The organism is Paenibacillus sp. MDV22-iso6 (genome assembly GCF_058408365.1).
The window spans coordinates 99,059-122,477 of the sequence record NZ_JBZVDZ010000006.1; the positions used below are offsets into that span (position 1 = coordinate 99,059).

Annotated in this window: 37 protein-coding genes; 34 read left to right on the forward strand and 3 right to left on the reverse strand. The window is 43.4% G+C overall.

The window, feature by feature from the left end; all coding sequences use genetic code 11:
* The first annotated feature begins 24 nt into the window (after positions 1–24).
* From AC4PM4_RS17715 to AC4PM4_RS17730, 4 genes are all read left to right on the forward strand, one after another.
* The gene (locus tag AC4PM4_RS17715; protein WP_491614172.1) at positions 25–594 is read left to right on the forward strand and encodes a GNAT family N-acetyltransferase; all 570 of its coding nucleotides are present in this window, start codon (positions 25–27) and stop codon (positions 592–594) included.
* 104 nt (positions 595–698) lie between these two features.
* Positions 699–1,667: a radical SAM protein gene (locus tag AC4PM4_RS17720; RefSeq protein WP_491614173.1), complete on the forward strand. Its 969-nt coding sequence runs from the start codon at positions 699–701 to the stop codon at positions 1,665–1,667.
* A gap of 204 nt (positions 1,668–1,871) precedes the next feature.
* The gene (locus AC4PM4_RS17725) at positions 1,872–2,858 is read left to right on the forward strand and encodes a phosphodiester glycosidase family protein (protein WP_090954271.1); all 987 of its coding nucleotides are present in this window, start codon (positions 1,872–1,874) and stop codon (positions 2,856–2,858) included.
* A 2-nt stretch (positions 2,859–2,860) separates the two neighbouring features.
* Positions 2,861–3,874: a GtrA family protein gene (locus AC4PM4_RS17730; RefSeq protein ID WP_488731323.1), complete on the forward strand. Its 1,014-nt coding sequence runs from the start codon at positions 2,861–2,863 to the stop codon at positions 3,872–3,874.
* A 142-nt stretch (positions 3,875–4,016) separates the two neighbouring features.
* On the opposite strand, the gene AC4PM4_RS17735 is transcribed toward AC4PM4_RS17730, so the two are convergent.
* The 3 genes from AC4PM4_RS17735 to AC4PM4_RS17745 are packed head-to-tail and all read right to left on the reverse strand — an operon-like array spanning position 4,017 to position 6,893.
* On the reverse strand, positions 4,017–5,474 hold the full coding sequence (locus AC4PM4_RS17735; RefSeq protein ID WP_491614174.1) for a PTS transporter subunit EIIC: 1,458 nt from the start codon (positions 5,472–5,474) through the stop codon (positions 4,017–4,019).
* Between the two features lie 31 nt (positions 5,475–5,505).
* Entirely contained in the window at positions 5,506–6,012 is a 507-nt protein-coding gene (locus AC4PM4_RS17740; RefSeq protein ID WP_063564075.1) for a PTS sugar transporter subunit IIA, read from the reverse strand.
* Positions 6,009–6,893, reverse strand: a complete 885-nt coding sequence (locus AC4PM4_RS17745; protein ID WP_491614175.1) for a PRD domain-containing protein — start codon at positions 6,891–6,893, stop codon at positions 6,009–6,011. The genes AC4PM4_RS17740 and AC4PM4_RS17745 overlap by 4 nt, the downstream gene beginning before the upstream one ends.
* A gap of 234 nt (positions 6,894–7,127) precedes the next feature.
* Between AC4PM4_RS17745 and AC4PM4_RS17750 the strand changes: the two genes are divergently transcribed.
* The 30 genes from AC4PM4_RS17750 to AC4PM4_RS17895 all read left to right on the forward strand — a co-directional run bounded on the left by AC4PM4_RS17750 (position 7,128) and on the right by AC4PM4_RS17895 (position 23,393).
* Complete coding sequence (locus tag AC4PM4_RS17750; protein ID WP_491614176.1) at positions 7,128–7,481, forward strand: VOC family protein; 354 nt, start codon at positions 7,128–7,130, stop codon at positions 7,479–7,481.
* 31 nt (positions 7,482–7,512) lie between these two features.
* Positions 7,513–7,839, forward strand: a complete 327-nt coding sequence (locus AC4PM4_RS17755) for a DUF962 domain-containing protein (RefSeq protein WP_090954277.1) — start codon at positions 7,513–7,515, stop codon at positions 7,837–7,839.
* A 41-nt stretch (positions 7,840–7,880) separates the two neighbouring features.
* Entirely contained in the window at positions 7,881–8,591 is a 711-nt protein-coding gene (locus tag AC4PM4_RS17760; RefSeq protein WP_090954279.1) for an AAA family ATPase, read from the forward strand.
* Positions 8,592–8,625: 34 nt separating this feature from the next.
* Positions 8,626–9,111, forward strand: a complete 486-nt coding sequence (locus tag AC4PM4_RS17765) for a DinB family protein (RefSeq protein ID WP_269055369.1) — start codon at positions 8,626–8,628, stop codon at positions 9,109–9,111.
* Positions 9,108–9,596, forward strand: coding sequence for a cysteine hydrolase family protein (locus AC4PM4_RS17770; protein WP_491614179.1), 489 nt, complete (start codon positions 9,108–9,110; stop codon positions 9,594–9,596). Before AC4PM4_RS17765 ends, AC4PM4_RS17770 begins: the two co-directional genes overlap by 4 nt.
* Positions 9,597–9,801: 205 nt before the next feature.
* On the forward strand, positions 9,802–10,317 hold the full coding sequence (locus tag AC4PM4_RS17775; RefSeq protein WP_269055370.1) for a GNAT family N-acetyltransferase: 516 nt from the start codon (positions 9,802–9,804) through the stop codon (positions 10,315–10,317).
* A gap of 172 nt (positions 10,318–10,489) precedes the next feature.
* Entirely contained in the window at positions 10,490–10,759 is a 270-nt protein-coding gene (locus tag AC4PM4_RS17780) for a hypothetical protein (protein ID WP_491614180.1), read from the forward strand.
* A 73-nt stretch (positions 10,760–10,832) separates the two neighbouring features.
* A complete protein-coding gene (locus AC4PM4_RS17785) occupies positions 10,833–11,315 on the forward strand; it encodes a hypothetical protein (RefSeq protein ID WP_491614181.1) in 483 nt (160 codons plus the stop codon).
* 78 nt (positions 11,316–11,393) lie between these two features.
* The gene (locus AC4PM4_RS17790) at positions 11,394–11,855 is read left to right on the forward strand and encodes an NUDIX domain-containing protein (RefSeq protein ID WP_310852373.1); all 462 of its coding nucleotides are present in this window, start codon (positions 11,394–11,396) and stop codon (positions 11,853–11,855) included.
* 109 nt (positions 11,856–11,964) lie between these two features.
* Positions 11,965–12,339: a hypothetical protein gene (locus AC4PM4_RS17795; RefSeq protein WP_491614182.1), complete on the forward strand. Its 375-nt coding sequence runs from the start codon at positions 11,965–11,967 to the stop codon at positions 12,337–12,339.
* 13 nt (positions 12,340–12,352) lie between these two features.
* Positions 12,353–12,634, forward strand: coding sequence for a hypothetical protein (locus AC4PM4_RS17800; RefSeq protein WP_491614183.1), 282 nt, complete (start codon positions 12,353–12,355; stop codon positions 12,632–12,634).
* The gene (locus AC4PM4_RS17805) at positions 12,606–12,914 is read left to right on the forward strand and encodes a hypothetical protein (protein ID WP_076290042.1); all 309 of its coding nucleotides are present in this window, start codon (positions 12,606–12,608) and stop codon (positions 12,912–12,914) included. The genes AC4PM4_RS17800 and AC4PM4_RS17805 overlap by 29 nt, the downstream gene beginning before the upstream one ends.
* A gap of 66 nt (positions 12,915–12,980) precedes the next feature.
* The gene (locus AC4PM4_RS17810) at positions 12,981–13,463 is read left to right on the forward strand and encodes a GNAT family N-acetyltransferase (protein ID WP_491614184.1); all 483 of its coding nucleotides are present in this window, start codon (positions 12,981–12,983) and stop codon (positions 13,461–13,463) included.
* A gap of 52 nt (positions 13,464–13,515) precedes the next feature.
* Positions 13,516–14,019: a DUF4188 domain-containing protein gene (locus tag AC4PM4_RS17815; RefSeq protein ID WP_099855036.1), complete on the forward strand. Its 504-nt coding sequence runs from the start codon at positions 13,516–13,518 to the stop codon at positions 14,017–14,019.
* A gap of 56 nt (positions 14,020–14,075) precedes the next feature.
* Positions 14,076–14,588: a hypothetical protein gene (locus AC4PM4_RS17820; protein ID WP_072734143.1), complete on the forward strand. Its 513-nt coding sequence runs from the start codon at positions 14,076–14,078 to the stop codon at positions 14,586–14,588.
* A 32-nt stretch (positions 14,589–14,620) separates the two neighbouring features.
* Complete coding sequence (locus tag AC4PM4_RS17825; RefSeq protein ID WP_491614185.1) at positions 14,621–15,004, forward strand: hypothetical protein; 384 nt, start codon at positions 14,621–14,623, stop codon at positions 15,002–15,004.
* Between the two features lie 227 nt (positions 15,005–15,231).
* Complete coding sequence (locus AC4PM4_RS17830) at positions 15,232–15,540, forward strand: hypothetical protein (RefSeq protein ID WP_491614186.1); 309 nt, start codon at positions 15,232–15,234, stop codon at positions 15,538–15,540.
* Positions 15,541–15,572: 32 nt separating this feature from the next.
* Positions 15,573–15,929 (forward strand): immunity protein Imm33 domain-containing protein, encoded by a 357-nt coding sequence (locus AC4PM4_RS17835; protein ID WP_400346711.1) that lies wholly within the window; start codon positions 15,573–15,575, stop codon positions 15,927–15,929.
* Positions 15,930–15,976: 47 nt separating this feature from the next.
* Positions 15,977–16,387, forward strand: coding sequence for a hypothetical protein (locus tag AC4PM4_RS17840; protein ID WP_090808474.1), 411 nt, complete (start codon positions 15,977–15,979; stop codon positions 16,385–16,387).
* Positions 16,377–16,712, forward strand: a complete 336-nt coding sequence (locus AC4PM4_RS17845; RefSeq protein ID WP_491614187.1) for a hypothetical protein — start codon at positions 16,377–16,379, stop codon at positions 16,710–16,712. Before AC4PM4_RS17840 ends, AC4PM4_RS17845 begins: the two co-directional genes overlap by 11 nt.
* Before the next feature lie 244 nt (positions 16,713–16,956).
* Entirely contained in the window at positions 16,957–17,634 is a 678-nt protein-coding gene (locus AC4PM4_RS17850) for an HAD family hydrolase (protein WP_491614188.1), read from the forward strand.
* Positions 17,631–18,158: a hypothetical protein gene (locus AC4PM4_RS17855; RefSeq protein ID WP_465115791.1), complete on the forward strand. Its 528-nt coding sequence runs from the start codon at positions 17,631–17,633 to the stop codon at positions 18,156–18,158. Before AC4PM4_RS17850 ends, AC4PM4_RS17855 begins: the two co-directional genes overlap by 4 nt.
* Before the next feature lie 38 nt (positions 18,159–18,196).
* The gene (locus tag AC4PM4_RS17860; RefSeq protein WP_491614189.1) at positions 18,197–19,045 is read left to right on the forward strand and encodes an adenylyl-sulfate kinase; all 849 of its coding nucleotides are present in this window, start codon (positions 18,197–18,199) and stop codon (positions 19,043–19,045) included.
* 102 nt (positions 19,046–19,147) lie between these two features.
* Positions 19,148–19,714: a histidine phosphatase family protein gene (locus AC4PM4_RS17865; protein WP_491614190.1), complete on the forward strand. Its 567-nt coding sequence runs from the start codon at positions 19,148–19,150 to the stop codon at positions 19,712–19,714.
* Between the two features lie 25 nt (positions 19,715–19,739).
* Positions 19,740–20,117, forward strand: a complete 378-nt coding sequence (locus tag AC4PM4_RS17870; protein ID WP_491614191.1) for a MerR family transcriptional regulator — start codon at positions 19,740–19,742, stop codon at positions 20,115–20,117.
* Positions 20,118–20,150: 33 nt separating this feature from the next.
* Positions 20,151–20,789: a Type 1 glutamine amidotransferase-like domain-containing protein gene (locus tag AC4PM4_RS17875; RefSeq protein ID WP_090808486.1), complete on the forward strand. Its 639-nt coding sequence runs from the start codon at positions 20,151–20,153 to the stop codon at positions 20,787–20,789.
* 18 nt (positions 20,790–20,807) lie between these two features.
* Positions 20,808–21,701: a PhzF family phenazine biosynthesis protein gene (locus tag AC4PM4_RS17880; RefSeq protein WP_491614193.1), complete on the forward strand. Its 894-nt coding sequence runs from the start codon at positions 20,808–20,810 to the stop codon at positions 21,699–21,701.
* 26 nt (positions 21,702–21,727) lie between these two features.
* Complete coding sequence (locus AC4PM4_RS17885; RefSeq protein WP_491614194.1) at positions 21,728–22,522, forward strand: aminoglycoside adenylyltransferase domain-containing protein; 795 nt, start codon at positions 21,728–21,730, stop codon at positions 22,520–22,522.
* Entirely contained in the window at positions 22,488–22,922 is a 435-nt protein-coding gene (locus AC4PM4_RS17890; RefSeq protein ID WP_491614195.1) for a cytidine deaminase, read from the forward strand. Before AC4PM4_RS17885 ends, AC4PM4_RS17890 begins: the two co-directional genes overlap by 35 nt.
* 15 nt (positions 22,923–22,937) lie before the next feature.
* The gene (locus AC4PM4_RS17895; RefSeq protein WP_491614196.1) at positions 22,938–23,393 is read left to right on the forward strand and encodes a GNAT family N-acetyltransferase; all 456 of its coding nucleotides are present in this window, start codon (positions 22,938–22,940) and stop codon (positions 23,391–23,393) included.
* Positions 23,394–23,419 lie beyond the last annotated feature (26 nt).

A 23,419-nucleotide genomic window follows, 5' to 3' on the forward strand; every position in this document is an offset into this window, starting at 1 on the left:
TGTATAAGCTGGGGAGGCATACATATGAAGTTCATTGAAAGTTATTTTGACCCATTTCCGGTATTGGAAACAGAACGATTGCTCCTTAGGCCCATTACCTATGCTGATCTGGATGAGATGTACCGTTATTGCGCGGTTCCTGCTGTATCGGAATACACAACTTGGGACGCACATCAGAGCAAGGAGGATACCAAAGCCTTTATTGATTTTGTCATGAGTCGATATGAGGTGGATAAGCTGGGGCCATGGGGGATTGAGTATAAAAAAAAGAAAAAGTTGATTGGCAGCTGCAATTATCTGGGGTGCGACAGCAACAGTATGAGGGTGGAATTAGGTTATGTGTTATCCAATGAGTACTGGGATCGAGGAATTATGACGGAAGCGGTTAGCCGAATCATTCAATTTGGATTTGAAGACATCGGGTTGGAACGAATTCAGGCTAAATGTCTGGTGGGTAACATCGGTTCCGCAAAGGTCATGGAAAAGACAGGCATGAAATTCGAAGGGCTTTTACGGAGTTATATGAAAATTAAAAACGAAATGCAGGATTTGAAAATGTATGCGATTATTCGATCCGATTATGATTTCAAATGATGAATGATTTCCAACGTACATAATGTCATATCGGGCATCGACCGAGATCCGCTATAATCTCCAAGTTGAAAAAACATGGATAAGGAATCGGGAGGTACATTGAATTGACAACGAAAAAAAGATATAAATCACTTGAGCTTGAAACACCCGGCGTATATGAACTGGAAGGACTGGAGGTCGGCGTGACCTCCAATTGCAATTACAAATGCGACTATTGCTGCGCCTACAATCGGGACGATGGGCAATGCATCAGCGGTCAGGAGGTTATCCGAATCATCCGTGAGCTTCCGCGGCTCAAGCGGGTGCGTTTGTCCGGGGGAGAGGTGACTCTGAAATATCAGGATTGCCTGGAGATTGTGACGTATTGTGGGGAACATGGCATCGACACGCAATTAAATACCAATGCCAGCCTGCTAACGGAAGAACGAATTCATGCTTTGCGGGATGCAGGCTTGTCCAATATTCATATATCTTTTAACTATACAGATCGGGATGCATATGCAGCATATTATCGTGTACATCCGCGCATGTATGAGCGATTGGAGCATAACATACGTCTTTGTACTGAAGCGGGGCTGGAAACTGTGCTTGAAACGCTGTTATTCGAAGGAACCCAAGCGAATATGCAAGCTATTAGCGATAAAGTCTATGAACTGGGTGTGCGCATCCATGAGATTCAGAACAGCATCGTGATGCCACACAGTAAATGGAGCAAGATTGCCTCCAAGGAGTCCCTCATCCAGTCCGTAAATGATCTGATCAAGCACAAGAAAGAAGATACGACATTATATTTTACCTGTATGGATCGTTTCGCGGAGCAATTGGGGTTACGAGAACAACCGGGTGTGTATTTCTCCAATTGTGTGGATGGGACGAAGCAGCTGCATTTACACGGTAATGGGGATATTCTCATCTGTGAGTTATGCCACCCAGTCGTGATCGGCAATATCTACGAGGGTACGTCTTTGAAGGATATTTATACCAAGCAACCACAAGCGTTAATGGATTATCTAGAAAAGCAGCCCTGCCCTGCATACGATGCTCTTTTTGCTGGTGAACAGTCCCGTTTATAGAAAGTTGTTTAGCATCGTACTTGTCCCTATTTGGGGTACATATATAGATTGAGATCCATCATTATCACTTATATGGAAGGTTGTCTGATTTCCTCTCGGGGGAAAGGATGACCTTCTTTTTTTGCGTTCAGCCTGTTTCAGATTCATTTAAGCTAGCCCGCCTATGATGAGCCTTAAGAACTTAGATGAAGAGGTGAACTTCACATGATGAAGATCTATCCAAAAACCAACGAGAACGACCCATATAAAAATGCAAAACCAAGGCGCAAATGGCTGATGATCACCCTTGTTATTGTTCTAGGCCTTGGTACCGTGATATACAGCCTGGCAGATCGCTACTTAATCCGGCATGTACAGGTTGTTGTAGCGGATGACAATACATCAGCAACCAGCACCTCCAGCGATACTTCAACCCCGGCGACTGAAGTGAATGCAACGTCAGATGACTGGAACTATTCCAGCAATGATATGCAGGTCAAAATCGACAAGGTGCAGACGGGGTCCGGCTCAGATCAGATCACGTATTACGTCGCAGATGTACAGCTGACAGATGCGAGCAGCCTGCGCTCGGCTCTGGCAGATAACAGCTTTGGCACGAATATTACCGAAAACACCTCAGAGATAGCATTGGCCAACAATGCCATCTTTGCCATCAATGGTGACTATTACGGCTTCCGTGATGATGGCGTAATTATCCGCAATGGTACGGTATATCGGGATGATCCGGTGCGTGATGCGATGGCATTGTTCAGTGATGGCACGATGAAGACATATAACGAGACAGAAGAATCCTCATCGGAATTGCTGGCGGAAGGTGCGACCAATACGCTATCTTTTGGACCGATTCTGATTCAGGACGGTGAGATTGTAAGTGACTTCAGCAGTGTGAAAATCGATAACAACTTTGGCAACCGGTCGATCCAGGATGCCAATCCGAGAACTGCAATCGGCATGATCGCCCCGAATCATTATGTATTTGTTGTGGTTGACGGACGGCAGGATGACAGCCGTGGCATGACGCTGGCAGAGCTTGCCGATGTCATGAAAGGTCTTGGAGCAACGGAAGCCTACAATCTGGACGGCGGCGGTTCATCCACAATGTATTTCATGGGTCGGGTTGTTAATAATCCGCTGGGGAGAAACCAGGAACGCGGCGTAAGTGACATCCTTTATCTGAAAGAGGGACAATGATCATGACCATATTAATTCCATCATACGAACCGGATGTTCGTTTATTGAATCTCGTGCTGCAGTTGCAGACGTTTCAGTTAGGACCCATTGTCATTGTAGATGATGGTAGCGGACCAGGTTACAGGGGGATTTTCGAGACGGCAGAAGCCTATGGGTGTACTGTCTTGACACATACGGTTAATCTGGGCAAGGGACGTGCACTCAAGACAGGATTTCAATATATTAAGGAACATGGCCCACAGGGCGGTATTGTGTGCGCAGACAGTGACGGCCAACATCTGCCGCATGATATCAAACGCATCTTTGATGTACTATTGGAGCAAACGAATCCGGGGATTGTACTGGGTAGCCGTCGGTTCAGTGGAACCATTCCAGCGCGTAGTCGTTTTGGCAACACGGTCACACGAGGTGTCTTTTCTCTCACGACAGGTACGAAAGTATACGATACACAGACAGGCCTGCGAGGTTTTTCGTACTCGATGCTGGACTGGCTGTGCCAGATACCGGGGGAAAGATTTGAATATGAAATGAACATGCTGCTAACAGCACATAAAGAAGGGTATGAGATTACAGAGGAGTTTATTGATACGGTCTATCTGGATCATAACAAATCTTCTCATTTTCGCCCATTGGTAGATTCATTCCGCATTTATATGCCGATTCTGATGTTCAGTACGTCTTCGGTGTTATCGGCCTTGATCGATTTTGGCTTACTGTTCGTGATCCAGTACTTCACGCATAATCTGTTCCTATCGGTCGTTGCAGCGAGACTGTGCAGCTCCATCTTCAACTATACGATCAATCGGAAATATGTATTTTCAGCTGGGAAAACGTCCAGAGTCCGTCAGTCTTTACCGAAATACTTCTCATTGGTCATTCTGGTGCTGTTATTAAATTACGGATTGTTGTACTTCTACAATGAAAAATTGATTATCCCGCTGATTGCAGCCAAGCTGTTAACAGAGGTATCGATCTTTGTGTTCAGCTATTGGGCGCAGCGCAGATTTGTATATTAACTTTGTATATTAAAACTCATAGACCAAAAGAAGACACGGCCACTCAAAAGAATATCATGCGCTTCTTGGTAATAAAAAAGGTCGAGAACAGGGTAAAGCATACCCCTGTTCTCGACCTTTTAAACTCAAAGGAGGACGAGCGTTACATCAGTTTCTTAATCTCATCCTTCAGAATTTCGGACTGGGTGCCGAAGATGACCTGCACAGCTCCGCCACCAAGCCTCATGATGCCGGAAGCGCCAAGCTGTTTGAGCGCCTGGTCGTTGATGGCTTTGTCGTCTTTAACAACAAGACGGAGGCGAGTGATGCAGGCATCGATGCTCTCGATATTATCTGTTCCACCGATCTCGGCGAGCACTTTGCCAGCCTTGGTGTCGCCAGACGCCGCTGCCACGGCGGAAGCATCAGTGGGGCCATCGGCATCATAAGCGTCATCCTCGCGCCCCGGCGTTTTTAGGTTGAACTTGAGAATCATGAACCGGAACAGGAAATAATAGACGACCGCAAATGCGAGTCCGACTGGAATCATGAGCAGCGGATTGGTCGATAGCTTCATGTTCACGAGGTAATCAATCAGACCTGCCGAGAAGGCGAAGCCCAGCTTAACATCCAGCAAGTACATGATCAGGGCCGCTACACCGGTAAGAATAGCGTGCACCACATACAGCAGAGGCGCCGCGAACATGAAGGAGAACTCGAGCGGCTCGGTAATACCCGTTAAGAACGAAGCCACCGCTGCGCCGATAAAGATCGAAGCGACCATTTTCCGCTTTTCAGGCCGGGCTGTATGAATCAAGGCAAGCGCCGCCGCCGGAAGAGCGAACATCATAATCGGGAAGAAGCCAGACATGAACATGCCTGCCGTAGGGTCTCCGTTGAAGAAGCGGGTCAGGTCCCCGTGCACGACTTCCCCGGCTGCATTGGTATAATCCCCGATCTGGAACCAGGCGATGGAGTTGAGGACATGATGCAGACCGAGCGGGATGAGCAGGCGGTTGGCGATCATGAACACCATGGAGCCAAAGCCGCCAAAGCCTACAATCCAGGCGCCGAAAGCGCCGATGGCATCCTGAATCGGGCTCCAGATCATGCCGATCAGGATGGCCAACACCAGCATGGAGCCGGCGGTGACCATCGGCACAAAGCGTTTGCCGGAGAAGAAGCCGAGCCAGTCAGGAAGCTTGATATTGTGGTATTTATTATACATATAGGCTGCAAGCAGTCCGGCAAATATCCCGCCCAAAACGCCCGTATCCAGCTTGACATCGTCAGGAATATAACCGAATACACCTGGAACGGCTCCCAGAATCCGTATCAGCACCATATAAGCGATCAGGGCGGAAAGAGCGGCGACCGCATCCCCCGCAAGTCCGATTGCCACCCCGATGGCGAAGATGAGCGCAAGGTTGCCGAAGATCGCCCCCGCTCCCTCATTCATGAATGGAACTACATACTGATTGAGAAATCCCCCTATCACGGGTCCGAGCGGAATGTCCTTTTCATAATTAAGAAGACCCAAGCCTTGAAGAATACCTGCTGCAGGCAGGGTTGCCACAGGAAGCATCAGGGATCTTCCCAGCTTTTGCAGTGCTTTCAGCATATTGTTCTTCCTTTCTTTTTTTAGATTTATGTTATTTGGGCAAGCTGACTTTCATGATAGTTCCCAAGCCCGCTTCTACGTTGCCATACGTCGGGTGTGACTCCCACGGCTGTTCTGCCGCATTCGCAACGATGACAGGGGTGATGACCGGATAACCAGCCGAAACGATAGCATTCAGGTCAAATTCGATCAGGGTCTGACCGACAGCGACCTGATCCCCGGTCTGCACTTGGGGTGTGAAGCCCTGTCCTTTCAGACTGACAGTATTCATACCGATATGCAGCAGCAGCTGTAGCCCAGAAGCATGCTCAATCATTACGGCATGGTGCGATTTAATCAGGTGCACCACAGTGCCGTCGATAGGTGCGACCAGCCTGCCCTCCTGGGGAATCACTGCAACTCCTGGACCCATTAGTCCTTGCGCGAACGCTTCGTCAGGCACTTCTTCCAAACTGACGCAGGTTCCGGTGAGTGGGGAGACGACGGATATTGTCTCAGATGTTTTGGCAGATTTATTGTTTTTCCATTTCCAGATCATTGTGTGTTATCCTCTCTGTTGTTGGTTTTGGCTTGGGTTTGAAAAAGCCGGTATAAATGCATGGCGAGAAAAGCCGTTTCTTCCTCGGGTACCTCTGTACCCAAATCCTCGGCCATTACAGCACTTAGCTTTCTGGCCAGCTGGTATTCGGACGGATATTCATTTTTCACATATTGTGCGAAGGTGGGGGCCGTCATCGGCTGCTGATACAGGCGTTCCATGGAGAAGCGCAGGTGTATCAGGAGTCTTGCCTGGCTAAGGCTGCCTTGCTCAAAGCGAATGCCACCCTGCTCTTCAATAATGGACTGAAGCTTGCTGATCACATTGGATACCTTAACCAACTGTCCGACAGGGACGTGATTCACGGAGGAGTACACATGGTATGTCAGGAACCCGGCCTCATCCTCCGGTACCTCTACGCCAAATGCCTCTCCGATCATGGCCGCCGCTTCCGAGGCGATTTCAAATTCTTTCGGAAAACTGAGCTTTGTCTCCGTGAGGAAAGGATTCAGAATCTCCATCCCGTTGCGGATACGATATAAGGTGAACTGAATATGACTTGGAAGAGCAAGGTAGATCTTGTCATTCAGCTTGCCAGGAAACTGATCAGCGATGAGATGGATAATCTGATCAGAGATGTCGATGACATTGGGGTCCAAGTCCTTCATCAACTCCTGCGCCTGCCCCCACTCCTCCCGGTCCTCCAGCCGGAACCTTTTCTCAATCCGCGGATCATCGGACTGAATGGTGCTTTCCACCTTGAACGCAAATCCCAACCCTTTGCCGATCAGTACGTACTCCTTGGTATTCTGGTGCGACCGGGCCAGAACAATATTGCTGCCGACGACCCGCTCCACCTGCAGCATCATTCCTTTACTCACGGTTCACCGCCTCCTCGTTTCTAAAGTTAACGCTTCCAGGTCTCCGGAACGCAAAAAGAGCCAAGAAGCGAGTATAGTCTCATGTTCGCTTCTTGGCTCATGCCCTCTGGGGTGGTAACACGCCAATTCATTTTATGTTTTTATGCAGAACGTTCTTCCTACATAATATAGAAGCTGATCTGCCGCCGTCAACCATAATTTTGTCATCCGTCTGTTCGTCGTTTAATATAGGGAATGTGTAAGAAGCTTGGCTGGAGTGAGACAGCAATCAGTTCAGATCAGTACAGTGTCTTTGAAACGACTGGTGTATTGTTATCGTTATATCCCATTCAGGAGCTTGAGAAAGATACAGGTATGACATTCAGTGCATCTGACGGGTTGAAGGGAACGTCGCTGGCAATCAATGTGGATAAAGCGGAAGATGTTGATGATACCATTGCTAAAATTCGCGCAGCCGGAGGTAATGTAATCAAAGAGCCCTACGACGTGCCTGGGACGGAAGAATCGCCTATTTTCTGGACCCGGAGAATAACTGCTGGGAAGTCACTTGGAATCCAACTGCCGTATTTGATGAAAAAGGAGCCATGATCACATTTTAGGGTGAAATGAGTGTGACCGGATGTTGAATCGTGTTCGCAAAGATTTGCGTTATTATCTTCAGGAACATCAGGATCGGAACAACCTCATCTTGCATTATTTCGCATTTTTATCGGCGTTTGTGGCTTGGATTTTCTTGTTTATTAATTTTAAAGTCATGCTGGTTCTGGCACTTATCCATTACGCCCTTTCCTGGATTGGGCACTTCTATTTCGAAGGCAACAAACCGGCGGCATTCCGATATCCGCATATCGGTTTTTATGCCGGGTTCACCTGGTTTTTTATCAGGACCATTGAGATCATCACCCGCAAAGAAATCATCCATCCGTGGATCAATAAACAGGACTGAAACCAACAGGAGTCCAACGTTATAAAAATAGGAGTGTGTCTATGTATCTTCGAAGTGTGGAGTTACTGTCTGCTAAAGTCGAAAATCCGGATCAATATCCGTTTCATATACCATCCATACAGTCATTGGAGCGTTTGGAATTCAAAAATAACATTACTTTCTTTGTTGGCGAAAATGGATCGGGCAAGTCCACACTGCTCGAAGGTATCGCTCATCAATGTGGATTTAACACAGCAGGGGGCGGGAAAAATAATGCATTTGAGATTGATGCTGCTGAATCATCATTGGGTGACTATTTGCGTCTATCCTGGTTGCCCAAAATCACGAATGGTTTCTTCATGCGCTCGGAGTCCTTTTATCAATTTGCATCGCATGTAGATGAATTGGGGCCGGAGTCGCTCAAGTATTATGGTGGGCGTTCGTTGCATGAACAATCCCACGGGGAGTCTTTTCTCAATCTGTTCGTGAACCGATTCAATTCCAAAGGCATTTATCTGCTCGATGAGCCCGAAGCCGCCTTATCGCCAGCCCGTCAACTCTCCTTGTTGCGCATTCTGCATGATCTATCAGGCACTTCCCAATTTATTATCGCGACGCATTCGCCGATTCTACTGGGATATCCGGGAGCATGCATTCTGAGCTTCGACGATGGGATTCAGGAAGTGGAATATGAGGATACAGAACATTATCAGATCACCCGCAGTTTCCTGGAAAATCGCGACCGGATGCTGAATGAGTTGTTCAAGGACTAATAGTTTTTATTTTTAAAGGAGACAGGAGCCGAACATGAGTATCAAATTGGTGCTGTTGGACCAACTCGCTGCCTGTCATCATGACAAGAGCTGGTTTATGCCGCTGGATGAGATGTTACATGATCTAACCGCTGCGCAGGCCTTATGGCTGAATGATGAGGGACAATCGATCTGGAGGTTGGTGAATCATCTGACTTTCTGGAATGAAACTTGGTTGGAGCGGTTTATCAAGGGTGATGTGGGTTCGGACAATAGCATAAATAATGATGAGACATTCATTGTTAACCCATCACATGTAAGTGAAAAAGATTGGCAGAAAAGCATTGCACAGATTGGTGCAACATTTAGTCGCTGGATACAGGCTGTAGAGGAAATTGATGATGCAAAATTAGGGATGACCATTCCATCGTACTTCAATGCCCCATGGTGGAATGTCATATCCAATCTGTGTATTCATAATGCGTATCATATTGGGCAGATCATGATGCTGAGAAAGAAAGTAAGAGGAGAAATGATATGAAAATAGCTTTTATGATCGTGGATATGCAAGAGAGTATTGTACGAGATAAGTTAGATCAAAAAGCAATAGACCGCGCTTGTGAATATATCAATCATGTTGCAGACGTGCTTCGTTCGAGCGGCCATGTGGTAGTTCATGTACAAGACGTGGAAGGGATGGAGGATTCAAATTCTGAGGCGTATCGTATTATTTCTGAGGTTGATGTGAATGACAAGGATCTTAAGGTTACGAAGGAGAGCTCCAATGCATTCTGGCAGACAGACTTAGAGCAGATTCTGAAGAGTAACGGTGTTGAGCTGTTGATCATATCGGGATTTGCCGCCGAGGAATGTGTTCTATTTACTTATAATGGCGCGATGGAGCGAGGATTTAGACCTGTCATGTTGCAAAATGGGATTCTAAGTACGCATTCCGAAGCAGTGATCTCAACCTATAGAGACCGGAACGTGATTTCTTATCCTGTAGTTAATTATCTAATCAAATAAGTGAGATTACTCATGGACGCGACGATGTCGTGTCCGTTTTTGGTTACACATAACCTTTTATGATGGAAAGGATTCTTTATCGTTTAAATTAAACTTTACCTATATTTACTGGAGTTGAAGCGATACATTTAAGTGGTAAGCAGGGGCGTGATATGCAACTAAAGATGGGGAATTGTGGTTTATTAATAAAGTGAGGTGTAATGACATGAATGTACAGATCACCAGAATCGATAAAAGTCAGAAAGAATTATTTTTAAACTTGTACAACCTTTATCTGTATGATCTTTCTGAATTCTCGGGTGAGGATTTGCTAAAAGAGGGTAAATTCGATCCAACGAATACCTATCTCTATCTGGAACGGGCGGAATTACATCCGTTTTTTATTCTAGATGAAGGAAAGGTAATCGGATTTGTGCTGGTTTGCTCTCCTCCATATGTAGATGATGATGTCGACTATACAGTTCAAGAGCTATTTCTGGTCAAAAAGTATCGTGGACAAGGATTGGCAGCTCAAGCGGTTGATCTGGTGTTTGCACAATTTCAGGGTAGATTCAAAGTGGAGCAACTGGCCATTAACCAATCAGCTGTTTCATTCTGGAAAAAATACTATGAACAACATCACATTGAATATGTAGAGTCTGAGTATAGCATTGAAATTGAAAACATCGCTGGCAGCCATCGGATTCTGTCTCAAACCTTTGTACGTGCAAGAACGAACTAGATTTATGTGATTTTAGCTAGGAAGGATGATTAATTTGTTTGTTATAGTAGCTTCAAAAAGCAGGTTCAAGTGGATATCAGGAATATTTCAAGCAGAAGAGGTAGCGATACATTACATGGAACAAATCCCCGAAGAGTTGAAAGAATACCAAAATTTAATTCAGATAGAGGACATGAAATATCCTTTTTATATTATGGAGAGACAAGGGGATTTTCAGTTTCTAAATAAAGATGAAGTGATTGTACTTTTCAATCATACGGACGTGTCAGAAGACGAAGATGAGGTGCACTTCAATATCTATACAGTTGATTCCGATTACAGACCGAAGAAGCCGGGCACAGACTATATGGGCATACTTCATCATGATCATGTGACCAATGAATTTATTGCGAAGTACAAAGAAGAAGGAACTGAGATTCTGGTCAAAAAAAGGATCTTTTAGTTTCGAATTTACCAATACATGGGTTATGATGAATGAAAAGGGGACCACGAGAGAAAACGGGGGTTCGGATAGCATGCCTATTCATAATTTTGTTATTGAAAATAAGTCGCAAATCAATGAATCTATCTACACCTCCTACTCATGGGATGCTCATGGAGTTATACATAAAAGTGGACTAACGGCAGAGGAACATGCTTACTTGGAAGATGAGTTCATTTCATACATTCAGGATTCTCTTAACTGGTTGAATACATGGAACCCATCTACCTGTAAAAGATGTAGTGGACTGAACAACTATGGAATAACGGTTATTGAAGAAAAAGATGCTTTGTTGAAGTTTCATCAACTAATTCGAGCATGGATTGATGTATTCAACCTTGCTCCTGATCAGATTAAGCTTACAGGGGATTATTGTTTTGATGGAAATGAACAGAGGGGCTATTATGAGAAACTCATATATAACAGAGTTGAATTAATAAACGAATTAAACAAGCTTGCCAATATGACAAAAGATGCAGAGCTAAATGAGAAATGCATTTTGCATTTTGGTATTTGATCTTTTAAAGTGAAATTTTCTTATGGAACATAGCTGCTGACTAAAAGGGGAAGCCAGCCATTAGAGAGGAGCAGATTAATGACAAGCCGCATTGTGGTTACGGGCGGAGCTATTATTCGTGATCATATGGGTAGAATACTGCTGCAAAAACGATCAGATTATGGCGATTGGGGATTACCTGGTGGTGGTATGGAGCCCGGTGAGAGTATTGAAGAAACTATGATTAGAGAAGTAAAAGAAGAAACGGGTCTTGACGTGAGTTCATATGAACTGGCATCCATCTACACAGGTGAGAAAATGAAATATACATATCCGGATGGCAACGAGGTTGTATTTGTAATGTTCCTGTTCAACGTCACCGCGGAGTTGGGTGGGAAACTTGATGATGATCAAACAACCCTTTTATTTAAAGATGAACAGAATGAATCGCTAGAGCTTGTTTTTAAAAGTCTAGATGAAATTGATATTTCCACAATCAATAAGGTACAGAAGCCTGTATTGGTAGATTTGATGCAAGGGGAACTCACAATTCTGCGTTAAGCCCTAGAGGATATAAAGAAGATCTGCAGAGGAAATAGGACAATATATTTCAAGAGTAAATATAAATCGCTATTTTAATAGAGATAGGAGCATTATTATGCCTTGGCCCATGGCTCATTTTGCAATCGCATCGGAATTATTATCTGATCCAACCCCTGAATTTATAGTGGGCAGTCTTGCACCTGACTCCATTCATGTGAGAACGAATGAAAGAGCCGAAAAGGCAAAAACTCATCTTATGCCAGAGGCAGGACGTTTCGCAACAGACGAAGAGCTCAGGGCATTTTTCCATTCCAACAAGAAACGTGCGCAGAGTGGTCCTAAGTTCATGCAATATTTGTGCGGCTACATTGCTCATGTATATACGGATCGGGTATGGACTTTCGAGATTTATCCTGCATATGAAGAACACCCTGATGGAAGAAGTATTTATACGGAGGATGTTACGAAGCTGGAATTTATGATTTTGAGAAAAAGGGTCTGATGGCCATGATCTATTGAATAAGCTGGAAGCAGGTAAAGCTTTTGATTTGGGTGGATTGCTGGAGCAAGAGGTGTATCAGTATAGAAAAGAAAAAGTAGACTTTTTAAAAAACCTTGAAAATGAGCCCTCAGGTGAGTTGAACATTATATCTATGGAAGCTATAGAAGAGTTTATACAAACAACGGCCCAGAGACTTAGACAATTGTTTGCAAAGTGGGAGGTGTTTGAAGATTTATGCTGCATTGCTAGAGCAAGGAGTGATATTTATGAAGGTATACAAGAAACAAATCCGTAAAATGGTGATAAAAGATATTTTGTTCCTGTACGTTGTAGACGAGCAAGCACAAGACATTATAATTCGTATATTTTCGAATACGTATAAATCTACATTCGTGGAGTTTGTTGTCCCTTGGGAAGATACGTGGGATATATTTGTCTATGAACCCAAGCTGATATCTAATCTCATCCAACATGCATTAGAACAAGGATGGGACTGCCACCAGAAAAATAATCGGATGAAATTCGTCAACGCAACAAGTATCATAAGGGTGTTAATGGCAAAGAAAGAAGCTTGATGATGGGCATGGTTATACCATCTGATTCACTAAAGACCTTAATAAGGAAAGTGGGAGGTATTCTAAATGGAAAAACGGATTAGCCTCGCCCCATATAATGAGAAGTACAATCAAGAGTTGGCTAATTTTTCGTTAAGTGATGAACAGGTTCAGTTTACTGCAATGCCTGCGGAAGTGATGGAGGAGGCATTCCAAAATCCGAACAAATATCCGGTAGTGATTTTAAATGATGAGACTCCAGTTGGTTTCTTCATATTACATAAAAATTCTGAATACGTAGAGGAACGAGATACTTCCCGTACGATACTGGTACGTGCGTTATCCATTACGTTAGAACATCAGGGGAACGGGTATGCACTCACTGCCATGAGGGAACTGCCTAAACTGGTTAAGCAGTTTGATCCGAAAGTCGATGAAATTATTTTAGCTGTGAATGAGGGGAATATTGCAGCACAAAAGCTGTATCTAAAAGCAGGTTTTCTGGATATGGGCGAGCGGAAAATGGGCATCAATGGTCTTCAACTAATTTTGCAATATAGAATGGTTTAGGGCATGAATTACGGCAAATAAGACGGCATATTTGATAAAAAGGAGGACTAATGTGGCGAACATACACAAGGGAAGATATTCGGCTGAGATCGAAGGAGAGTTTGTTGTTTTTATTATTGGAATGAGAGTTAATCGCTTGTGGGCCATACATAAGTGGTTGCCTGTTTTTAAATCCATGGGCCCGATGATTAAAGAACTGTACATGAACCCAGATACCGGGTTTCTGGGGACGGAATTTTTTATGAGCTGGCGTGGAGTGACTCTGCTGCAATATTGGAGATCTTATGATGAATTGGAGAAATACGCACGCGGTGGCCTACACTTGGAGGCTTGGAAACGATTTAACCAATCCATTGGAGCGGATGGAAGCGTGGGGATTTATCATGAAACGTACAAAGCTCAATCCGGTTCATATGAGACCATCTATGCGAATATGCCCAAATTCGGATTGGCTAAAGTGTCTAACCATGTTCCAGCGACAGGCAGGAAAGAAACGTCCAGACGTAGAATGGGTGGAGAGAGTGATCCGGCAGTAGAAACACCAAAGAATCCTTAACAAATGACTAGTGAAGTTCGAATGTACAATTATCGCAAGTAGAGAGGAGCATGTTATTGAAAGTTAATGTCAAACCAGAAGATTTAGGCTCTGAGCAGCTTAGCTGGCTGTGCGTCCAACCGATGTTGATCTCCGTTCGGGGTAAAGATGTTGCAGCAAAAGTAGAGGTATATCGGCGATTACATGAAGGACAACAAGCGATATTTTTGTTCTATTCCTATCATAACCATACGAAGAGCTTGGCAGAGTTTTATTGGTTTTCGGCGTATAACATTATTGACATGAAGAGCTGGAATGGAATTAAGAATGGGATGCGCTATTTTAACCAAAATGAAATGGTAACTCTGCTGGATGACATCGAGCGTTTGATTACAGATAAAAATAAAGTTGGAGATACGTGGCGTGAGGTCCTGCCTGCGGATTTGGAGAAAGACCCAATCCTGCTGCAAAGAACGGAAGAACTATACGCTAAATATCGAGCCGCTGCTCAGGAAGCTATTTTACACATGAATGAAATAATTCGGCAAAATCAGGAGATGTATCTGGAAATTACGGAGATCAACGCCTAAAGTAATCTCAAAATATAAGGAGTGATCATTTCATGAAATCTCCAGGTGGATATATTTTTCCTTATTATTATAAAGGTGGAGAAATCCATTGTCTGAAATATGGCAGCAAGCATAAGGACCAAGATAAGCTTTTCGATGTGATGAGACAAGAAGAGGCTTTCATCTTAGGGATCAATAAAAAGCTCAAGGTTTGGGTGGATATGTATGAGACGAAGATTACCAAAGAAGTCTTGGATCAGTTAATCTGCAACATAAATAATCTCAAAGATCATGTGGATAAGCTCTCATTTGTAGGACTATCAGGGATGGATCGTTGGAAACTGAAAAGAAGATTGAAGAGCCTGGGGATGGGGCAATCTGCATCATTTTATGCTGATCCTGAAGAGGCAAAGACATGGCTGATAACGGATCGATGATTTGATCTTTAGCAGCAGGTGTGGGGATAGGTCAATAGAAGAACTACTCTTCATAGAGTAGTTCTTTTTTTCGTGATTTTGAAGGCGAAACTAGTCTGTGTTAATTCGAAATTCTTCTAACATAACAAGTACTTCACACAATTCAATTCTATTTCTATGCTAGAATGGATAGCAGGAAAAAAGCGGAAGAATTAAACAATATTCTGAAGTAGGCAAGGGGTACTAAAATGAACGAAGAAGAGATCTTGGAGTTGTACGGTTTAGATCCAGATACCAGACATAGGGAGCAAATCAGAGAGTTGTTGCAGCAAGAGATTGAGAATCAAGAAGCAGTGGATCATGAGTATCTCAAAACCTTATGTATTATTATTCTGCATAGGAAATGTAGAGGACACTGGGCTGATCTGGAGCAGAATCTCGAGGACTCAGCGGGAGAGCAGTTGAATTATCTTAGACAGTGTGAGCCATATGATTTTGTTGATTTTTCCAAAGAGGAGTGGGTCTCTACCTATAAAAAATATTATGAACTACCTTAGTCATATACAACATGTGAGAAATGAGATGATCAATGATGACAAATGCTGCTTCCATCCAGGAACAGATTCAGATGTGCCAGAAATATAGCGCAGACTATGTAACCAGCGAACTGCACCATAAGATTGGAATCGCCTGGAACGTCAAAGAGAAGTTGGAACCGATCCACGGAATGCGTATTCAGCCCGAGGGAGATACAACCGGTTGGTATATTTGGGCAGAAAAATACTCGGATACAGATGATTTTTTTGTACCTTTACATGTAACACACATCGATGACTGGGACCCAAAAATTAAGAAGTACCTCGGACTTGCGCCGGGATGGCGGTTTGTGATTGCAGAAGATTATGAGGATGTATGGTTTGATGGGCAGTTGCTTAACAGATTATAAGCAGAGCAACCAATGAGTTAAAATGGAACTTTGAAAGGGGTCATAAAATGGCAAGTGTGCATGATAACATCATATTAAGTTACGAAGTCGATTTGGAGAATGAGAAGATTAGGATGCGTACACGTTCGCATCATCCTGAATTGCATGGTGATACGGATATCCTTTTCTCGGATGTATTGGCACATTCATTTGATACTCCGTTGCAAGGCAGCATTATCTTCGATATTGACGACGTTGGTTTGGATTATTTTATTAGTTACAATCGCGATTTGTTGGAGAAAGGGAAAGGTCAGGGCTGGCCTATCATGTATGAAACTGATGAAGAACTGGAAACCAAGTTGCTCGAGGGGGAATATCTGTACTTTGTCATTACATCATCATATGGATTAAGTGGATGGGTATTGGCTAAAAAGCTTGAAATGATAACAAAGATACGGAATGAAAAAGATGAAGAATAGATTTGGTTATGAACCGAACTTGATCCGTAAAATACTAGTTATGAGTCTTGTCGTTTTAGTTGTCATTATGATTATTACCAATCCATCCAGAACAGATTTCTATAAATGGCTGGAAAGCGAGCATGGTATACATGTCTCCTACGACATCAATGAAACGACGTATACACAGATCACGAATGGCCAGGAAAGAAGTCTTAATTTCAGAAGCGGACATATACAGCATGTGGGAATCTTTACTACGTATAATGAGACTTTTATGGATGCTGAGGGTAATGAGATCAACATTAAAGCCATTGGTGTAATGAACATGTTCTTTGAAAGATAGTTGGTTTAAGTTCTATGATGTTGGAAGTTGTAAAGAATTTATCGATATACCACGCTTTTGTATGGTGCAAGCATGCAGAGCAGCGTGGTTTTTGTGTTGAGCAGAATTCGTAAGGAGGGGGCGGATTACGTTATTTGGTTCATTCGCAAATTCCACATTATGGGTTATGATGTACCTACAGAGAAAATTTAACATACATAGGAAGTTTTTTGGGAATTGAGATTATTCCAGTGGGAGGAATAGAATGAAAGCCATTTTCCTTGATTTCTATGGGACAGTTGTTCATGAAGATGATGACATTCTTCCTGTGATTTATAAACAAGTTCAAGCGACAGCGCAGGTGGCATGTACAACGGATGAGATCGGTGCTTACTGGTGGAAGGCTTTTTCAACATTGTTTTATGCAAGCCACGGCAGCCAGTTTACCACGCAAAGAATGCTGAATGTGCAATCTCTGGCAGAAACGCTTCTCCATTTCAAATCGGATCTACAAGCTGAGTCGCTTAATCAGGAACAGTTGGCACATTGGCGTAACCCTGGCATATTTGCTGATTCAATTCCCTTCCTTCATTCTCTTGAAGTTCCGGTATATATCCTGTCCAATATCGATACTGATGACGTGAAAGCTGCAATGAAGGCACATAACATTGAAGTGGCCGGAGTGATTACCAGTGAGGATGTTCGTTCTTATAAACCAAGGTCAGAGATGTTTGATGAAGCGATCAACAGGTATGGTTTGCAGCGAGATGAGGTGATCCATATAGGGGATTCTCTCGTCAGTGATGTACAAGGAGCGCAAAATGCGGGAATTAAGGCTATCTGGTTGAATCGAAAAGGAAAACTCAAACCGCAACAGATTACACCGGATTATGAGTGCAAAGATCTTGGCGAAGTTGTGCATATGTTGGAGGCTTGGATATGAAAAAGTTAACTGTGTTGTCGTTATTATTTCTGTTCTTAATCGCCTGTCAGGATAAAACAACCCATGAAGCTGTACAGAAACCAACGATTCCTGTGACGGAAAGCGTTACTGATGAAGCAATCGAGCAGAAGGACGATGAAGCAGAAGCACCCAAAAAAGACAAAGGCATCCCTCCTATTTACCTTGATGAAACAAAGTACACAGGTGATGAACTGGAAATCGTCAAACTGATGAACGATCGCATGCGTTATATGTGGGAAGAGGATGAGAAGGGCTATATGAGCCTTTTTGATCCACAATCGCCAGTCTCGGGCATGCCAGTCTCAGGATTTTCAGGTTTTAAAGTTCGCAAGATCATCTCTATGAGTGATATCAACATTCGAGAGCAAAAGAAGCTTTATGAAGCACTTGTGATGGTTACTGAATTAAGAGAGAACGAGGAGGAGGCCAGCTCTAGCATGGTGTTTAGGAAAAAGAAAGCGGATGGCGATGCTGCGAAGTGGATCTTTGCAGACATCGATTAACAACGACTGAATGAAAAGAAGTTAAGGGTGATGAAATCATGACAAAACAATTGATACTTATTGAGGGATTACCGGGTTCAGGAAAGTCGACGATTGCCAAGATGGTTTCCGAGATTCTGACTGAGCATGGCAAAAAGGTGCAACTCATCCAGGAAGGGAATCTGGATCACCCTGCTGATTATGATGGTGTGGCCTTTTATTCTGCGGAAGAGTTCAGATCTTTGGTGGATGCTCAGGAGACGTGTAAACATATATTGGAGAGCAGAGCAACAGCCTATCAAGAGGGTTTTCTGATTCCTTATCGCAAAATGAAAGAGGAATTCGGAGTGGATTTCCCCGATCATGTGGTGCAGGAGATATTTAGCAAAGATATTTACGAACTACCTTTTGAACAAAATGTGAAGCTGATCACCGAAAAATGGCGGAGTTTTACCGAAAGCGTGATAAGTGCGGATGATGATTCCATCACCATATTCGAATGTTGTTTCATTCAAAATCCACTGACCATAGGTATGGTGAAATACAATCAATCCAGAGAAGAAAACGTGCAATATGTTTTGGAATTGGAGCGCATCGTTCAACTATTAAATCCGCTATTAATTTATGTACATCAGCAGGATCTTGCACATACCTTTGACAAGGCAATCCAGGAAAGACCCAAGGAATGGTCAGAAGGATTCATACAATACTACACAAATCAAGGATGGGGACTCGCGAAAGGATATCATGGTGTTGAAGGCACGGTGAAGGTTCTTCAGGCAAGAAAAGAGTTGGAGACCGAAATTTATCAGTTACTGAAGATGGACAAACACTGGCTGGACAATTCGGAATATAACCGCGCTGCTTGCCAGGAGGAACTGGAGAAGATTTTGAGAATTTCACTTTGAGATACTAAAGTACAAGTACGAGATTTCTTTGTGCGGTAATACAATACATAACGGAGGTTTATTTTTATGTTATTTCTTGAGGCAACGAAATAGGAGGAGCTTATGGATCTCTCATTTATTCGTCATGGTCACGCTGAACATTTGCTTCATTATCCTCATCAGCTAAACCAGTTGCATCCGGGACTTACTGAACAAGGAAAGAGGCAGGCCACTGAATTACGAAATCAGATAAAAATCTTACCAGAAGACATAGTGTTGGTGAGTCCTACGAAACGAACAATAGAAACGGCATCCCTCTTAACATCAAGAGCTAAACTGACGGTCTGTCCACTCGTTGGCCCGAGAATGTTCCCTCAAAATCCGGAGTTCTCTGTTCTGCGCTGTGATCAAATCTATTCGAAAGACGAATTAAATGCTCAGTATACAGGGTTGCGAATTCTTGATTTTGAACTTGACTGCTGGTTGGATGGGATTAATCGAACGGAAGAACATCAATTTGAGGTTTATGCTGGACAGCTAATTCAATGGTGCAGAAAGCAGGGCGGGAGTACTTTTATCATTTCACATGATGGTACGATAACAAGTTATAGAGCATTTCTTGGAGAGCAGGGGTTAACCCGAAGTGACTTTCTAGGCGAAGCGGGTCATTACACGATCAGAGATCTGTAATACAAAAATAGAAGGTAGGGATTCCATGAAATCCGTTCCGATCTCCATTTTACTAGCCAGTGTTATTCTGGGAATATCGTTCATAGTTGGTTGCCTGCTGCTATCCAATCAGGGGAGAGCTAGTGAATCGACTCAGGCAGTGGAGCAGACTGTGCCGAACAATAATAAAACATTAATGACGATCCAAGAAACGGCGGAGTATCTGAGTATGACTAAAGAACAGGTGATGGACATTATTAAGGCCGAACAAGGAAGTTTCTCGGCATCCGGTTTCTTTGAAGGAAAAATGTTTCCTTTCATCAAGGTTCAAGATCAATTTTTGGTTAGTAGAATCGAGTTGGAATTGTGGGCTCAAGATGCATCTTCAAGTCATAGAAGATATATTAATGGACAGATGTATTAAGTAATCTGGAGATTAAGAAAGGGAGAAATTCAAATGACCAAGCTGGTTTTGTTAAGTGACTTATATTTCGAATCTAACCACGAACTAAATCAGAGGATATTGAGTTTGTTCAACTCTGACCAGCCTTCCATCGGTTATGTGCCTTCGTGTTCCGACCCGGGACGGAACTATTTCGAGCATACGAGACGTTACTATAATCAACTGGGAATCAAATCAATTGATTATTATGATCTAGACCTAGAATATGAGGAAAACAGATTCAATACGATTTTTGAAACCGACGCGATTCATTTATCTGGAGGGAATACATTTTATTTTCTAAGTTTATTGCAGAAGAGAAATGCAATGGGATTGTTGCGTTCCTATGTGCTTAAAGGTGGCATTCTGATTGGCGTTAGCGCGGGTAGTATTCTAACTACACCAACGATTGAAATGGCCGGATATGGTAAAGATGCAGACGAGAACCATGTTGGATTAATGGACAAGCAGGCTCTGGCGCTCGTTGATTTTGAATTTTCACCGCACTGGGATGGAACGGAAGAAGCTTTGGATTCATTAAGAGATTACGCGCGAGACAACTCTACAACAATCTATGCTTGCAAAGATGGTGGCGGGATCGTTATCGATGGTGAAGTGGTAGAGTCCTATGGCGATGTACGTTGTATAAACTGAAAATAAGGTGGGTTTACCATGAATGAAATCACTGTATATTATTATGATGCTTTTTCGACGGTTCCTGGTAAAGGAAATCCGGCTGGAGTCGTCTTTCATGCCGATTCGCTCAGTGAAGAAGCGATGCAGCAGATTGCGCATAAAGTCGGCTTTAATGAAACGGTCTTCGTGATGAGTTCAGTAGTTGCAGACGTTAGATTACGATATTTCACACCGGGTCATGAGATTAATCTGTGTGGCCATGCAACAATGGCATCCATGTATGGGTTAAAGACTAGAGGGCTACTGGAGGATAAACAGTCGATTACCATTGAGACTAATGTAGGCATATTGCCGATTCAGTTCCAGCAGGATGGCGATACGATCAACATTGAGATGAAGCAGGATCAACCCCGTTTCATGGCATTCCAAGGTGACATAGAGAAGCTGGCAAATTCTATTAATCTAACCACGGATGATATTGATCTATCCACACCCATCGTCTATGGAACTACGGGTACCTGGACGTTATTGATACCGATTCGTGAACTGACTTCTTTCCAACAAATGAAACCGGATTCTTCTCTATTTCCTGAGATATTAGTTGAAAATCCGAAAGCTTCTTTGCATCCCTTTACTCTGGAAACCCGCGATTCAGATGCTCTAATGCATGCCAGACATTTTTCCTCGCCCTTTTCGGGAACTACGGAGGATCCGGTTACGGGAACAGCTTCCGGTGTGATGGGTGCCTATTATTTGGAGTATATGAATTCTGGAATGGATCAGACTCATTTTGTTGTGGAGCAAGGGCATGAGATTGGCAGAGATGGGAAAGTTCATGTCAGTGTGGTCAGAAATGGACAGGACATGGATGTCAGAATACGAGGCACGGCTGTTTTTGTGGAAGAAATGAAAGTGGAGTTGAATACGTAACAACGTAAATGAAGGAGAGGGTTTAGGTGGATGAACAGGCGGTATTACATACAGTTTCTCATTTGTTACAAGAAGAATGTTCGGACTCTTTGGTAGGAATTTATTTGCACGGGTCCATGGCTATGGAGTGCTTTCTTCCTAATCAAAGCGATATCGATATTCTGGTGGTATGCCGGGAGCAGCTGTCTGCTGATACCTATCGAAGGATTGCGAAGAGATTGATGCACACCGAAGATGAAATGCACATTGTCACAGGATTTGAACTTAGTATTGTTTTGAAGTCTACGGTTGCTAAACTGACGTTTCCGACTCCATTTGAGTTTCATTACTCGGGGTATCACCGGGAAAAGTATAGAAATGATGATCAATATCTTTGCGGTGGATACGAAGATCCAGATCTGGTAGCACACCTGGCCGTTATTGTTGACCGTGGAATTGTGCTTGTCGGCAAACCGATTAAGGAGTTATTCCAGCCCGTAAAACGTGAATATATGTTGGCCTCTATTACATCTGATGTTGGTTCAGCTATGGAAGAAATAACGGAGAATCCTGTCTACTATGTTTTGAACCTATCACGGGTTCTATTGTATGTGAAAGAGTCGGTTATATACTCCAAGCGAGAAGCAGGCGAGTGGGCACTCATTCATATTTTACCGAAGTACAAAGAAGTCATCTCACAATGTCTAGCAAAATATAACGGAGAGCTGGAGAGCGTGAATCTAAGTGATGATTTACTTCTGGATTATGCGAAGTACATGTTGGATGAAATAAAAAGGAGACATCATGATGATTATAACGACAGAGGATTTGGAACTGATTGAAGCAGCAAAGGACGTAATTTCGCGTTTGTATCAGGAGGGCAAGCATCACGTTGGGGCAGCAGTACGAACTCGATCTGGAAAAATATTTACGGCGGTACATCTGGAAGCCTATATCGGTCGTGCCTCGGTATGTGCGGAAGCCATTGCCATTGGTAAAGCCATTTCGGAAGGGGAACATGAATTCGAAACGATCGTCGCCGTAAGACATCCCGAAGTTGATCCTAATGATGTACCGAACGGAGCGGAACTCCAGTTAGACGTGGTATCTCCTTGTGGTATTTGCAGAGAACTGATTAGTGATTATGGGAAGGACACACAGGTCATTTTGCAGGGAGAAGAGGGTTATTCTAAAACAACGATTGGGCAGCTATTACCACAAAAATATACAAGAACACAATAAGGAAGGTAGATTGTGATGTTTGAGATTGTTGATATTCGGCAAAAGCCGGACATGCTGCAGACAGCTGTACACTATTTTTGGAAGCAGTGGGGCTCGGAATCGAGCTATCATTTTTATCGGGATTGCATAGAGCGTTCCGTGGAAACCGAGAGTGATGTACCCCGATTTTATGTAATGTTGGATGGCGACAGGATTGTTGGAGGATATGCTCTGTTACGGAGTGATTTGAATAGCCGGCAGGATCTGTTCCCTTGGTTTGCGTGCCTTCATGTTGATCCAGAATACCGAGGCCAGAACCTTGGCGGGAAACTACAGAATCATGCGATTAATGAGGTGAAGACGAAGGGTTACGACATGCTGTATTTATGTACGGATTTGACGGACTATTATGAAAAAAATAACTGGGCGTATCTCGGTAAAGGATATTTGCTCGATGATGAAGAGACTCGGATCTATGAAATATGCATATAAAGGAAAGTTTTAATAACAAAGAAAAA